This window comes from Synechococcus sp. W60.3, from assembly GCF_047502615.1.
Classification (GTDB): domain Bacteria; phylum Cyanobacteriota; class Cyanobacteriia; order Thermostichales; family Thermostichaceae; genus Thermostichus.
Genome location: NZ_JANSHJ010000024.1, coordinates 1 through 11592, shown reverse-complemented (window position 1 = coordinate 11592; position 11592 = coordinate 1). Strand labels below are relative to the sequence as shown.

The 11592-nt window shown below is 61.0% G+C and carries 13 protein-coding genes; 6 read left to right on the top strand and 7 right to left on the bottom strand.

Features of this window, described 5'->3' with window-relative positions; all coding sequences use genetic code 11:
* Nucleotides 1-120 precede the first annotated feature (120 nt).
* Entirely contained in the window at nt 121-1143 is a 1023-nt protein-coding gene (gene mraY / locus NW846_RS09255) for a phospho-N-acetylmuramoyl-pentapeptide-transferase (protein WP_414346920.1), read from the top strand.
* A 214-nt stretch (nt 1144-1357) separates the two neighbouring features.
* On the opposite strand, the gene NW846_RS09250 is transcribed toward mraY, so the two are convergent.
* From NW846_RS09250 to NW846_RS09235, 4 genes are all read right to left on the bottom strand, one after another.
* The gene (locus tag NW846_RS09250) at nt 1358-1921 is read right to left on the bottom strand and encodes a hypothetical protein (RefSeq protein WP_099813029.1); all 564 of its coding nucleotides are present in this window, start codon (nt 1919-1921) and stop codon (nt 1358-1360) included.
* A gap of 231 nt (nt 1922-2152) precedes the next feature.
* Nucleotides 2153-2770, bottom strand: a complete 618-nt coding sequence (locus tag NW846_RS09245; protein ID WP_011430802.1) for an Npun_F5749 family FMN-dependent PPOX-type flavoprotein — start codon at nt 2768-2770, stop codon at nt 2153-2155.
* Nucleotides 2771-2797: 27 nt separating this feature from the next.
* Nucleotides 2798-4060 (bottom strand): N-acetyltransferase family protein, encoded by a 1263-nt coding sequence (locus tag NW846_RS09240; RefSeq protein ID WP_414346917.1) that lies wholly within the window; start codon nt 4058-4060, stop codon nt 2798-2800.
* A 119-nt stretch (nt 4061-4179) separates the two neighbouring features.
* Entirely contained in the window at nt 4180-4833 is a 654-nt protein-coding gene (locus NW846_RS09235; RefSeq protein ID WP_011430804.1) for a DUF3386 domain-containing protein, read from the bottom strand.
* A 436-nt stretch (nt 4834-5269) separates the two neighbouring features.
* Here NW846_RS09235 and murA point away from each other — a divergent pair, with 436 nt between their 5' ends.
* Together murA and NW846_RS09225 are read left to right on the top strand one after the other, a co-directional pair.
* On the top strand, nt 5270-6622 hold the full coding sequence (gene murA, locus NW846_RS09230; RefSeq protein ID WP_240527895.1) for a UDP-N-acetylglucosamine 1-carboxyvinyltransferase: 1353 nt from the start codon (nt 5270-5272) through the stop codon (nt 6620-6622).
* A gap of 121 nt (nt 6623-6743) precedes the next feature.
* The gene (locus tag NW846_RS09225; protein WP_011430806.1) at nt 6744-7874 is read left to right on the top strand and encodes a geranylgeranyl reductase family protein; all 1131 of its coding nucleotides are present in this window, start codon (nt 6744-6746) and stop codon (nt 7872-7874) included.
* Here NW846_RS09225 and NW846_RS09220 read toward each other — a convergent pair.
* From NW846_RS09220 to NW846_RS09210, 3 genes are all read right to left on the bottom strand, one after another.
* A complete protein-coding gene (locus tag NW846_RS09220; RefSeq protein WP_011430807.1) occupies nt 7871-8356 on the bottom strand; it encodes an ATP-binding protein in 486 nt (161 codons plus the stop codon). The genes NW846_RS09225 and NW846_RS09220 overlap by 4 nt on opposite strands.
* 119 nt (nt 8357-8475) lie before the next feature.
* On the bottom strand, nt 8476-9243 hold the full coding sequence (locus NW846_RS09215; RefSeq protein WP_414515807.1) for an OmpA family protein: 768 nt from the start codon (nt 9241-9243) through the stop codon (nt 8476-8478).
* Between the two features lie 197 nt (nt 9244-9440).
* Complete coding sequence (locus tag NW846_RS09210) at nt 9441-10097, bottom strand: XRE family transcriptional regulator (RefSeq protein WP_011430809.1); 657 nt, start codon at nt 10095-10097, stop codon at nt 9441-9443.
* A gap of 159 nt (nt 10098-10256) precedes the next feature.
* Here NW846_RS09210 and NW846_RS09205 point away from each other — a divergent pair, with 159 nt between their 5' ends.
* From NW846_RS09205 to NW846_RS09195, 3 genes are all read left to right on the top strand, one after another.
* Nucleotides 10257-10520, top strand: a complete 264-nt coding sequence (locus NW846_RS09205; protein ID WP_041438440.1) for a hypothetical protein — start codon at nt 10257-10259, stop codon at nt 10518-10520.
* A gap of 84 nt (nt 10521-10604) precedes the next feature.
* On the top strand, nt 10605-10967 hold the full coding sequence (gene ndhC / locus NW846_RS09200; RefSeq protein ID WP_011430811.1) for a photosynthetic/respiratory NAD(P)H-quinone oxidoreductase subunit C: 363 nt from the start codon (nt 10605-10607) through the stop codon (nt 10965-10967).
* The coding region (locus tag NW846_RS09195) for an NADH dehydrogenase subunit K (protein WP_414515804.1) at nt 10958-11592 on the top strand (635 nt) is incomplete at its 3' end. The genes ndhC and NW846_RS09195, both read left to right, overlap by 10 nt.

Genomic DNA, 11592 nt, shown 5'->3' with positions numbered 1-11592 from the left:
TTCTTGGGCTCTCCTGCCGGAGCGTTCTGGGCGGTTGTGCTGGAGGTTGAGAATGTGAGGGGTTCAGAACGGGTGGATGCGGATACCCTTCCCCGGCTGGAAGAGGCGGACTGGGGAGGGATGGCCCTCTCCTTAGTTCTCGGCCTGGCCCTCTCAGCGCTGGTCATCGGGATCCGGCCCCAGGTGGCCGTCCCCTTTGGATTGAGCGTGCTGGGCTCGGCCCTGCTGGGATCCCTGCTTCTCCCGGTCTTGCGGCGCTGGAAGGCAGGCCAGGTCATCCGCGAGGAGGGGCCCCAGTCCCACCACAAAAAAGCGGGCACGCCGACCATGGGTGGCCTTAGCTTTTTGCCCGTAGGGCTGCTGGTGGCCGGCATCGGGAGCGGCTGGGATCCCCAATGGCTGGCGGTGGCCCTACTGACCCTGGCTTACACCGTGGTTGGCTGGCTGGACGATTGGCTGGTCATCCGGCAGCGCTCCAACAAGGGGTTGTCTGCCAAATCGAAGCTTTTACTCCAAGTTGGGATCGGCCTGGTTTTCTGTGGCTACCTGGCCTGGCAAGGGATCCCCACCGTTCTCACCCTGCCGGGAATAGGCGCCCTCCCCCTGGGCTGGCTGTTCTGGCCCTTGGCCTTGTTTGTGCTGGTGGGCACCAACAACGCCGTCAACCTCGCCGACGGCATGGACGGCCTGGCGGCAGGGATGGTGGCCCTTGTCCTGGCAGGGCTGGGGCTGACGGCAGCGGATCCCGTTTTGGCGCTCGTGGCCTTTGCCTTGAGCGGCGCCTGTCTGGGCTTTCTGGTGCACAACCACCACCGGGCCCGCCTGTTTATGGGCGATACCGGATCCCTGGGGTTGGGGGGCGCTCTGGCGGGTCTGGCGCTGTTGGGGGATCAGCTCTGGGCCCTGGCCTGGATGGGCGCGGTGCTGGTGGCAGAGGCCCTGTCGGTGATCCTGCAGGTGGGCTACTTCCAATACACCAAACGCAAAACCGGACAAGGCAAACGGCTGCTGCGCATGTCGCCCTTGCACCACCATCTGGAGCTGGGGGGCTGGTCGGAGGTGCAGGTGGTGGGGTGCTTCTATGGGCTAACGGCGCTATTGGTGGGGCTGGGCTGGGCCTGGTGGCACTGGGCCGGCGCTTGAGAGGCAGAGGATCCAGGGGTACCACGGCAGGGGCCAAGCGCCGAAGCCGGACTTGGGGCTGCTTTCGGGGTTGGGAGGAGGTCTAAACTGACTTAAGGGTTGTGGCTTGCCCTGGGCAGAGATTTGTCCATGGGTACAGCATCCTGTCCCCAACCCAAATGGCTGCAATTTCAAAAATGGTTGAAAAGGGCTTCTAGGCCGCCCGCAGAGCCCTCTAAGGCTGCAGGATCATCGACCAAAAGCCGCTCTCTTCATTCCAAAAGGGCGCCAGCGACTCTCCCACCACGTTCGGCCCCCAGTAGCGAGCGGTTCCATCCAGGGTAAAAGCCACCACAATATCGCCGGGGCCGATCTGCAATGGCTCCTCGCCCAAACTCAGCACCAGCCCCTCGCTGCCCCCTTCTCCGGGCGCAAAGTCCCAGTGGGCCGTTTCCGGGTTGAGCAGCCGTCCACCGCTGCGCATCAAGATCACCAGCCGAATCGGGTGAGGGGTGCGATTGCCGACTCGAAAGGCTCCTGTGCGGGTGGAGGTGGGGAAGGCAGACTCTGAGGGCAGGACAGGAGCTGCATTCCCCTCGAAGGAGCCTTGTGGGGATTTTAACATCGGCTGGGCTGCCAACCCCCGAACGAGAGCCAGACCCCAAACCAAAGCGGCAGCCAACCCCAGGGATCTCTGGCGCAGCTTGCCCCGCAAGGTCCCTTTCGGCGGCCCGCCGGCAACAAGAGCGGCAACAGCTTGGGTGATACAGGCAGGAAATGAGCGGATGGAAACAGACATCAGATTACCGCAACCAGGAGTGCTACATGCCGGATTGAGAAAGAAGCTGAGCGACCGTGACCTCGCCATTGGTGAGCAGATCCAGCCCGCAGGCGGCGTCGCGCTCAGAATAGGACGGTTGTTCAGCCACGCTAACACCTCTATCCTTGTCTGTTCTTCAATATTCATTCAACCTTCTCTCGGAAGGCGAAAACCGCTCCCCCCTCCCACCTGCAGTCGGCTGGGATCCTTCTAGGGGTTGACCGCTCGGCATTTCCACCCTTGCGGGCTGCGCTCATACAGAGTTCGTCGCTGGGGATAGATCGCATCTCCCTTGAGCTGGAGGTGATCCACCTCCGTTGGATCCAACAGCAGTAGGACAAATGTCGGCGGTGGCAAAGATGCCTTTTCGGGGGGCAGCTCTTCAACAAAAGCCTCGGGTGGGGCAAGAGGGCCTTTAGGTTCCGGCCAGAACCAGAGCAGCCGTCCTTTTTCCGAGATTTGTTGCCACAACTGTTGTCGGTGCTGCTGCGCCCGAGGATCCGGGTGGTCGGCGGTGATGGCCTCGAGAGTGCCGGCAATGCGAAATTGCTCGCGAGTTTTACAGAAGTACCAGCAGATCTGGGCCAGTGGGCAGTGGGCGATCTGGCAGATCTTCTCGCTGCGGCTGTCCACCGCCAACTGAATGCGGTCGGTATCCCCCAAAAATCCCCGGAAGACCACCGTGCGGTTGCGCGGGTGCCCCCAAGGATCCACCGTAGCCAACTGCAAATAGCGCACACCCGCGTCGCTGCGGTTGCGGTGCAAGGCCGCCTGCAGCAACGTCCGCCAAGAGGGATCCCCAGCCGGGTTATCCTTCAACTCGTTCATAGGGGTGCGCAGGTGCCAGCCGAGACTTTAGCCGGGAGGGGGAGGAGCTTCCGATTGCGGATCCCTGGCCTGTCCTAGTGAGGATTCTGGCCGAACGGAATGGGAATCCAGACCAGTTGGGTGAAGGGAATGAAAGGGATGCTCCAGACAGCCCTCTGCCAGCCCCTCGAAGCGTTCCGGCACCGGCTGTTTCACCGGCAATTTCTGGAGCACCAGAGCGAGATACTCGCTGTACCATGGGGAGCGAGCTTCTCGCACCTTGTGCCACACCGAGCGCGACATCAACAGCGTCCGCTCCACGTCCCGGGCTCCCAGCTTGAGCAAAAATTCCTCCCGTTCCGGCTGGTAATCGGTGGAGGCCAAAGCCAAAGCCTGCGGCGGATAGGCTTGGGTGAGCCGGGCCATCTTGGCCATGAGCTCAGGATAGAGCCAGGTGTAGGCGGGGTGAACCGTAAGCTTGGCCACATGCGGCTGCTGCCCGGTACGGTCCAACTTCAGGTTGAAATAGCCGATAGCGGTTTTCCGCTCCGGCTCATAGACACACATCTCCACCCGTTCCGTTTGGCTGATGACGCATTTGGCCTGATCTAGGAGCCAATCCAGCGGGCTGGTGCGAAAATCGCTCACGTCGCGGTCGTATACCTGGCGCACGGTGGCCGGCATGGATCCCGTATCCAGTTGGTAAATGGCGTAGGCATCCCGGTTGGTCACCGGCACCAGGTTGGGCAGCATGGGCTCGTGCTGGCTGAGGGCGGCCAGAATCTCGGGCCGGATCGACCAGTAGGTAATCTGGGCCAGCGGTTGGAAGCCGTTGTGGCGGTAGAGGGCCATCGCCCCCTTGTTGTGGATGTTCACCTCCAAGATCCAGGTGCGGGCCTCGCGAAAGTGCTCCATGCAGTGTCTGAGCAACTTAGAGCCGATTCCCTGCCGCCGGGCGGAGGGCACCACAGCAATGTGATCCACCCGCCAGGTGCTGCGGGAATGATTAAAGGGAGAAACTTGAATGACCCCCTGGATTTTGCCCTCCAGCTCCGCCACATGCACCGTAAACATGTGCTGAAAACGGTTGGGAAACAGGCTCAAAGTTTTCAGGGGGCCATACCACTGGCGCAGCCGCCGCACCTGGCGACGAATGTCCACCGAGCGGCCGCTGTACTCTTCATCAAAAGCTTGAGCCAAAATCTCCTCCACCGCCTCCAGATCACCCAGTTGAGCCGGGCGGAGAATCAGTTCGGGAGCCTCCTTAGGAGCTTTGGAATCCGGGTTGGGCTTTTCCGCAGGTTTGTCCATGCCAAAGTGTGGGCGGGAGAATACTCAAAGCATAGCTCAGGATCCCCCACTTCTTCTATCTAAGGGGGGCGTTGCTGCCACAAATGAGATTATCGGGCTTTCCGTTGGCCTTTGGCCAATCAGGCCCCCGCATCCAGCAACGCCAGGTTGCGGAAGGTAAAGCGCTTTTCCACAGGGCCGGTTTCCGTCTCTGTTTGAATGCGCCGCTCCGAGAGGATATAGTACTTGCCCACTTTGGTGTAGAGATCTTCAAATTGGCTGCGCCCACCCTTCTGCTCGCCAGTCTTGGCGTCGTGATAGACGGAGTCGTAGCGGTGGGAGAGGTAGCCTTCGCCCGTGTCGTGGCTGCTGAAGGTGTGAATAGTAACCACCATACCGTGAATATGCCGATGCACCATGGTAACTTGGTTGTCGCGCACGTGGTAGCGATCCCCTTCGGCTTTGCCGCCCACCAGGATCTCCACGGTGCCATCGGGTAGGATCTGGCCATAGCGAAAAGTGTTGTTCCCGTGGGTCTCGGCGAAGCTGCGGCGCACCCGGTGAACGGCAATCTCCCAAAGTTGATTGTGAATGGCTTTCCGGGCTTCCTCATCCTCCACGCCCGTAACCGTCGCTTTTAGGTCTGCCCCCACTCGCACCTGGCCCACAAAAGTGCGCTCCCCATCCCAGTAGGTGACCTCGGCGCTGTAGCCCGGAAAGTCGGGATCCCAGGTGTAGCGATTTTCGTAGGCGGCCCGAAACAACTCTTCGGCAGAAACTTGGGTCGCGGTCATCGAGTGTCTCCTGTCTTACTGGCAAGCGCTTCTCATGACCATCCATCATACTGCCCCTTGCTGCCAGGCTATCCCCCTAGCCGCCCGCGGCAGGAACCTGCGTTTGTTGACATACTCTCTACGCCCAGGGCCTGCTTCCCCACAGCGATCAGCCAGGGGTTTTCGCGCCACAAAGAGCTGACATAGCTAATTGCCCATCCGCCGCTGTAGGATAGAGGCATAGCCACTGGAGCTTCTCTTCCTTCGTCACCCTAAGTTTTGGCCTGCAAGTTTAGTTGCTGCTTTGATCCCCGGAGTATTCTCTGGAAAGAGCCTTTCTATTTTTGGTGGGTGAGGAGGAAGATTGAGAGATTTTTTTGACAATCGCGTCGGCAGGACGGAATCCCTAGCGCCTAACCTGTCGCCGGCCCAGACCAGAGTGGCAGCCCCGCCGGAGATGATGGGGCCAGTGCTGAAAATTGTCGGCAAGCAGACCTTGAGCGGCCACATTCCCATCGGCGGCGCGAAAAACTCAGCTTTGGCGCTCATGGCGGGATCCCTTTTGGCTCCTGCAGCTTGCCGAATTCACAACGTGCCGCGCCTGCTGGACATTGAACGCATGGGGCAGATCCTGACCAGCCTGGGGGTTAAGGTGTCCCATGTGGGCAATACCCTTGACCTGGACGCCAGCTCCCTCAAAACTTCCCAGGCGCCCTACGAGTTGGTCAGCCAGTTGCGGGCCAGCTTCTTCATCATCGGGCCGCTGCTGGCGCGGCTGGGAGTGGCCAGAGTTCCTCTGCCCGGCGGCTGTGCCATCGGCTCGCGTCCGGTGGATCTGCATGTGCGGGGCCTGCAAGCGTTGGGGGCAACGGTTCAAATCGAGCACGGCGTGGTTCATGCCTATGCCCGCAAGCTGGTGGGAACCCGCATCTACCTTGACTATCCCAGCGTCGGCGCCACCGAGACGCTGATGATGGCCGCTACGCTGGCCGAAGGGGAAACGGTGATTGAAAATGCTGCCCAAGAGCCGGAGGTGGCCGACTTGGCCCGTTTTTGTCAGGCGATGGGAGCCCGCATCCGTGGCGTGGGCACCAATACGGTTGTGGTGGTAGGGGTGCCGCGCCTGCACGGCACCGAGTACACGGTCATTCCCGACCGCATCGAGGCCAGCACCTACCTCATTGCCGGGGCCATCACCCGCTCCGAACTCACGGTTGGCCCTGTTATCCCAGATCACCTGCGAGCGGTGATTGCCAAGCTGCGCGACATGGGGCTGCGGGTGGAGGAAGAAGGCCCCAACCGGCTGCGCATTGCCCCGGCTCAACTCAGTTCGGGCTGGCTTTGCCAGGCAACCGATATCCAAACCTTGCCCTATCCAGGTTTTCCCACCGATGTGCAGGCGCCGATCATGGCCTTGGCTGCCCTGAGCGAGGGCAGTTGCACCATCGAGGAGACGGTGTTTGAAAACCGCATGCACCACATTCCCGAGCTCAACCGCATGGGGGCGGATATTCGTCTCAAGAACCGGGTGGCCATTGTCCGGGGGGTGCCGTCGCTGTCGGGAGCGCCGGTGGTGGCCACGGACTTGCGGGCGGGGGCAGCTCTGGTGTTGGCTGGCCTGGCGGCTGAGGGCTGCTCTACTATCCACGGGCTCCACTACATCGACCGCGGCTACGAAGCTATCGATGAAAAGCTGCGCAGCGTTGGGGCCAAGGTGTATCGCTGTAACAACCCGGCAGGGATCCCGGCCACCCCTCAGCCTGAACAAGCTGATGGAAAGGGGATCCCATTGCAGAATTGGCCCACTTGAGCCTACGCCGTTGGGGGGATCCGCCGGCCCCCTCCCCCTTGTTTTCTTGAGGGAAAAAGGATGCGGTAGGCTAGGAGCCGACAGCCCAAATTCAGGGAGAAGGGGTTGGGGATCGAGAGCCATGTCCCAAGTGTACGACTGTGTCATCGTCGGCGCTGGCCCTGCCGGCGGCTCGGCCGCCTATCACCTGGCCAAGCGGGGGCGCTCAGTGCTGGTCTTGGAGAAGGATCCTTTGCCCCGCTACAAACCCTGTGGCGGCGGCGTTTCTCCCATGGTGGCGGCCTGGTTTGACTTCGATTTCAGTCCCGCCATTTCGCTGAAGATCCGGCAAATTCGCTACACCTGGCGGGGCGGGGATCCGGTCGTGGCCGACCTGGATCTGAAAGAGCCGGTATGGATGGTGCGGCGGGAGGTCTTCGACCATTACTTGATCCAGCAGGCGCAAAAGCAGGGGGCAGCACTCCAGACGGAATGTCCTGTCTCCGGCATTGAGTGGCAGAGCGACCGCTGGCAAGTGATGACAGCCACCGGCCCGGTCTGGGGTCGGTATGTGATCGGGGCCGATGGGGCCAAAGGCTCGATGGCCAAGTGGCTCGGCTTTCAAAACCGGCAGCGCCGCCTGGCTGCCGCCCTGGAAGCAGAAGTGCCCGTCTCAGAGCCAAAAACCGCAGCCGCCCATTTCGACTTTGGCGCCGTGAGCAACGGCTACATTTGGAACTTCCCCAAAGCCGATGGCTACTCCATCGGGGCAGGCACCTTTCGGGGTGGCGAAAAACAAAACTTGCGGGAAATCGCCGCCGAGTATGCCCAAAGCTTTGGTGTGGACTTGAAATCGGTCAGGCAGTTTGGCCATCCCATCTGTCTTTGGGAGGGGGATCAACCCCTGCACAGCCAAAATGCCCTCCTGGTGGGAGATGCTGCCTGTGTCGTCGATCCGTTTACCGCCGAAGGGATCCGCCCCTCCCTCCTCACTGGCATGCTGGCAGCGCAGGCCATCGACCAAGCCCTGGCGGGAGATACCGAAGCCCTGGCGAACTACTCCGCCCGCGTGCAGCAGGAGTGGGGCTCAGAGATGCGTTGGGCCAAGCGGATCGCGGCGCTGTTCTACCGCTTTCCGGGCGTCGGCTACAGGGTAGGCGTCAAGCGACCGGGAGCCACTCGGCGCATGGGCCAGATCTTGGCCGGTGAGCTGCGCTACAGCGATGTGGCCAGCTCGGCCATTCGCCAGTTGAGCGCTGGCCTGTTGGCCTAGGCCGGCCGCTGGGAGAGGGGGGCGGGATCGTCGAAGCGCCTGCTGATCAGCAGGCAGTTGCGGCCATCTGCCTGGCGAGTATAGCTCAGGTGGGTGGAGAGAGCCTTCATCAGCCGAATACCCCGTCCCCCCTCGGATTCGACCTCGGCGTCGGGGGGCCTGCTGGCTGCTCGGTTCTGGAAGAATTCCTCCAAGTTGAACTCCTGCCCTTGATCCCAGATGCGCAGCTCCAGCTCCTGGGGCATCAGAACCAGCTCGATATCGATGGGTGTACTGGGAGACAAAGTGCGGTGGGCATGGCGAACGGCGTTGGTAAAGCCCTCCGCCAAGGCCAACTGGCATTCCAACCAGATGGGGCCCGGAATGCCGGCGTCGCGGAAAGACTCAAACCACGTCAAAACTTGGCTGAGAGCATCCAGGGTTGTGTCTACTCTCAGCGCAAAGGTCTGCTTTTCCCCCGACGGGATCCCTGCCGCGTTCAAAATCGAACCCCAAAGCTCAGACTGTTGCCTGGGCCCTCGCCCCCACCAGGGATCGGACCAGTTGATTCTAGACTAAGGCGCTGTTCAAGCCTGCCAACCCCCAACTTTGGGGGGGGCCACTAGGGGGCGATGATGAGATCCACGCGGCGGTTTCGCTGTCTCCCTTCCTCCGTATCGTTGTCGGCCACCGGCAGGGTGGGGCCAAAGCCAGAGGTTGTCCAGCTGATGGGGTGGTCTTCCGGCAACAGGTTAGCTAAGTAGTCTTTCACAGCGTTGGCGCGGCGCAGGGAAAGGTCGAGGTTATAGTTCAAGGAACCGATGTTGTCGGTGTGGCCGTTGACTTGAACGCGGGCGCCGGGCATTTCCCGCAAAGATTTGGCCACTTCTGCTAACAGGGAGGCCGCCTCAGGCCGAATCTCGGCCTTGTCGAAGTCGAAGAGCAGATCGCCCGGCAGGCTAATGGTTCGGGTTCCCACCTGAAAAGAGGTAGGGGTCGGCGTTGCGGTGGGGGCAGGGACGCTTGCTCCCTCCGGGGCGATCTCGGCAGTGGTGGCCGATTCTCGCCTCGGCTCAGGGGCCGCTGCTGGGGAAGACAGCCGTTGCAGCCGCGACTCCAGTTCTTCAATGCGGATCAAAAGCTGGATGGCCTGCTGGCGGAGTTCTCGAATCTCCCTTTCCAGATCCGTGGAGCCGCCGTGATTTGGATTCCCCTTTGGTGAATCTGCATCTGGGCTCACCGCTGGGAGACTGGCCTGGGGTGGAGACAGGGTGGACAGGAGCCGGCGGCGTGTTGGCCTGCGGCTGGGGAACTGGCAGCGGTTGGGTCTGAAGCGGCTGCGGGAGCACCATTCCCGCCCAGATGCCGCTGCCGACCAGGAGGATCCCACTCGAGAGATTGAGAAAGACCGTTGCACGTTCCGATGGGCGGGGCATCGCAGGCAAACCTCTGGCTAGATGGGCGCAGGCGAGGAGCGAAAACCGGGCTCAACTCAACGCCTAGAGTCGATCCTATCCGGCGACCGCAGCTTGCCAAGGGGATTAGGGGCTGCTCAGGCTACCCCTTCCCGCCATCCTCGGCAAAAGCCTAGTCGAAGCTGAGACGGCCCCGATAGCGTCCTATGAGGATCAGGCCGTTGACGGGATCCGCACAATCGACCACAAAAGACGGGAAGCGAGGGTTGTCGCTGATAACTTTTACTCGGGATCCTGACAGGCGTTGCAGCCGTTTGACCCACAGCTCGCCATCCCTCTGAAAGACGTAGATGCCCTCACCCCCCAGCTCTTTTTGCCGTTCGACAAAGATCCAGTCGCCATCTTCCAAGGTGGGAGACATGCTGTCCCCTTGCACCCGAATCAAACTGAGCCCATCCGGGTTCCCCTTCAGATGGGCCCGTAGCCAGTTACGCTCAAAAGCTAGCACCGACTCGATGGACTCTTCCCGCACCAGCGCCCCCGCCCCTGCCGAGGCGACCACATCCACCAGAGGCACGTATACATACTCCGTTTTGGCGTCGCCAGCCTCCAGCCGCGGGGATCCCTCCCCCGTAATCAGCCAACTGAGACTCACCCCCCCCACCTGGGCAATTTTCACGGCCTTGTCGATGCCGGGCACGGATCCCTTGAGGTAACTGCGCAAGGCTGTATCGCTAATGCCGGCCCGCCGCCCAAACGCATAAATGGCCTCATCGCCGATCACCTGTCGCAAACGGTCGGCAAAGGAGGAATCAGAGGAGGTGGACATCGGCTTAACGCTACGGGTTGTGTACAACTAAATTTCTACCACTACCTGTTGACAAGTCAACCCTCGTGAGGGGCAGGGGCTTATGCTGGGTTGGAGGGAAGAGGGCAGGGTTTCCAGTAGTAGGATCTGAGAGACTTCACCTGCTCTGGCTTGCTCCCTATGACCGTCTCAGACTGGAAACGCTGGCTGGATCATTTTCTCATTGCCCTGGTCTTTCTGGTGTTTGCCGGGTTTGTCTGGTTTGTCTTCTCGGTAACGGGAGCTTTCATCGGGATCCCGCTGGGCTACAAACTTTGGCTGCGGCTGTGGTTGCCTTTGTTCCAGCCGGCACTGGGGATCCTGATGGCTGGAGCCCTGCTGAGTGGGGTGTGGGGTTGGCTGGAGAAACGCCACTCCCGCAATCGAGACCATCAGCAGAACTAAAGATCGGGCAGCGCCGGGAGGCGGCAGACTGGCTCTATACTGAAAACGTATCTAAATGTTGAGCACCTGAGGCGGTCTGGCGTCGTGTTTGTCTTATCCGGCTACGAGTATTTGCTGGTCTTTCTGATCGTCTGCGCTCTGCTGCCGGTCTTGGCTCTGGGAGCTTCTGCGCTCTTGGCCCCAAAGCGGCGGGGATCCCTGCGCCGCAGCACCTATGAGTCGGGGATGGAGCCGTTTGGCCAGGCCTGGATCCAGTTCAACATCCGCTACTACATGTTCGCCCTGGTCTTCGTGATCTTCGACGTGGAGACCGTGTTCCTCTATCCCTGGGCGGTGGCCTTTCATCGCTTGGGACTGCTGGCCTTTGTGGAGGCCCTGATTTTCATCGCCATCCTTGTGGTGGGCCTTGTGTACGCTTGGAGAAAAGGAGCGCTGGAATGGTCATGACCTCTCAGGAGCCGGAAGTCTTGTTTCCGGCGTCTGCCCCGCAAGTTACCACAGACCTCTCGAACAACGTCGTTCTCACCACGGTTAACGACCTGTACAACTGGGCGAAGATGTCCAGCCTCTGGCCGCTCCTCTACGGCACTGCCTGCTGCTTCATCGAGTTTGCAGCCATGCTGGGCTCCCGCTTCGATTTCGACCGCTTTGGCCTGTTGCCCCGTTCTTCGCCGCGCACGGCTGATTTGATCATCACGGCGGGCACGGTCACTATGAAAATGGCCCCAGCGTTGGTCAAGCTCTACCAACAAATGGCTGAGCCGAAGTACGTGATCGCCATGGGGGCCTGTACCATTAGCGGCGGCATGTTCAGCTCCGATTCCTACACGGCGGTGCGAGGGGTGGACAAGCTGATCCCTGTGGACGTGTACATTCCCGGCTGCCCGCCGCGTCCGGAGGCGATCATGGATGCTATTGTCAAGCTGCGCAAGAAGATCGCTGCAGAAGACATGCGGGAGCGGGGCCGTCTGCAACAAACCCACCGCTACTACACGGTCAAGCATAACCTTAAGCCTGTGCCGGAGATCATCACCGGCAAGTATCTGGAGAGCGAGACCCGCCAAGCTCCTCC